This window comes from Gemmiger formicilis (assembly GCF_016901605.1).
In the GTDB taxonomy this organism is placed as follows: domain Bacteria; phylum Bacillota; class Clostridia; order Oscillospirales; family Ruminococcaceae; genus Gemmiger; species Gemmiger formicilis_B.
In genome coordinates, this window is the sequence record NZ_JACJKP010000466.1 from 1 (window position 1) to 418 (window position 418).

Here is a 418-nt window from a genome sequence, read left to right on the forward strand (position 1 = left end):
TTGCCGTTCACGGTGATCTCAGGCATTTTTGCTGCCCCCTTTCACGATGCTGAAGCAGAGGTTGATCAGAAGAATGAAAACGAAGAGCACCACGCCGGTGGCGATCAGAGCCTCCCGGTGGAGATCGGCGGCATAGCCCATCTCAATGACGATGTTGGAGGTCATGGTGCGCAGACCCTGGAACAGGCCCTTGGGCATCCAGGTCTGGTTGCCGGCCACCATGACCACGGCCATGGTCTCGCCGATGGCGCGGCCGATGCCCAGGATCACCGCAGAGAGCACGCCGCTCTTGGCGGCGGGCAGCACGGCAAAAAACACGCTGCGTTCATGGGTGGCGCCCAAAGCCAGGCTGCCTTCATAGTAGCTTTCCGGCACAGCGTCCAGGCTGGCCTTGCTCACCGTGATGATGGTGGGCAGG

Annotated in this window: 1 protein-coding gene; it reads right to left on the minus strand. The window is 61.5% G+C overall.

The features are described 5' to 3' along the window. Positions 1–18: 18 nt before the first annotated feature. The coding region (locus H6B10_RS15470; protein ID WP_204652359.1) for a PstC family ABC transporter permease at positions 19–418 on the minus strand (400 nt) is incomplete at its 5' end.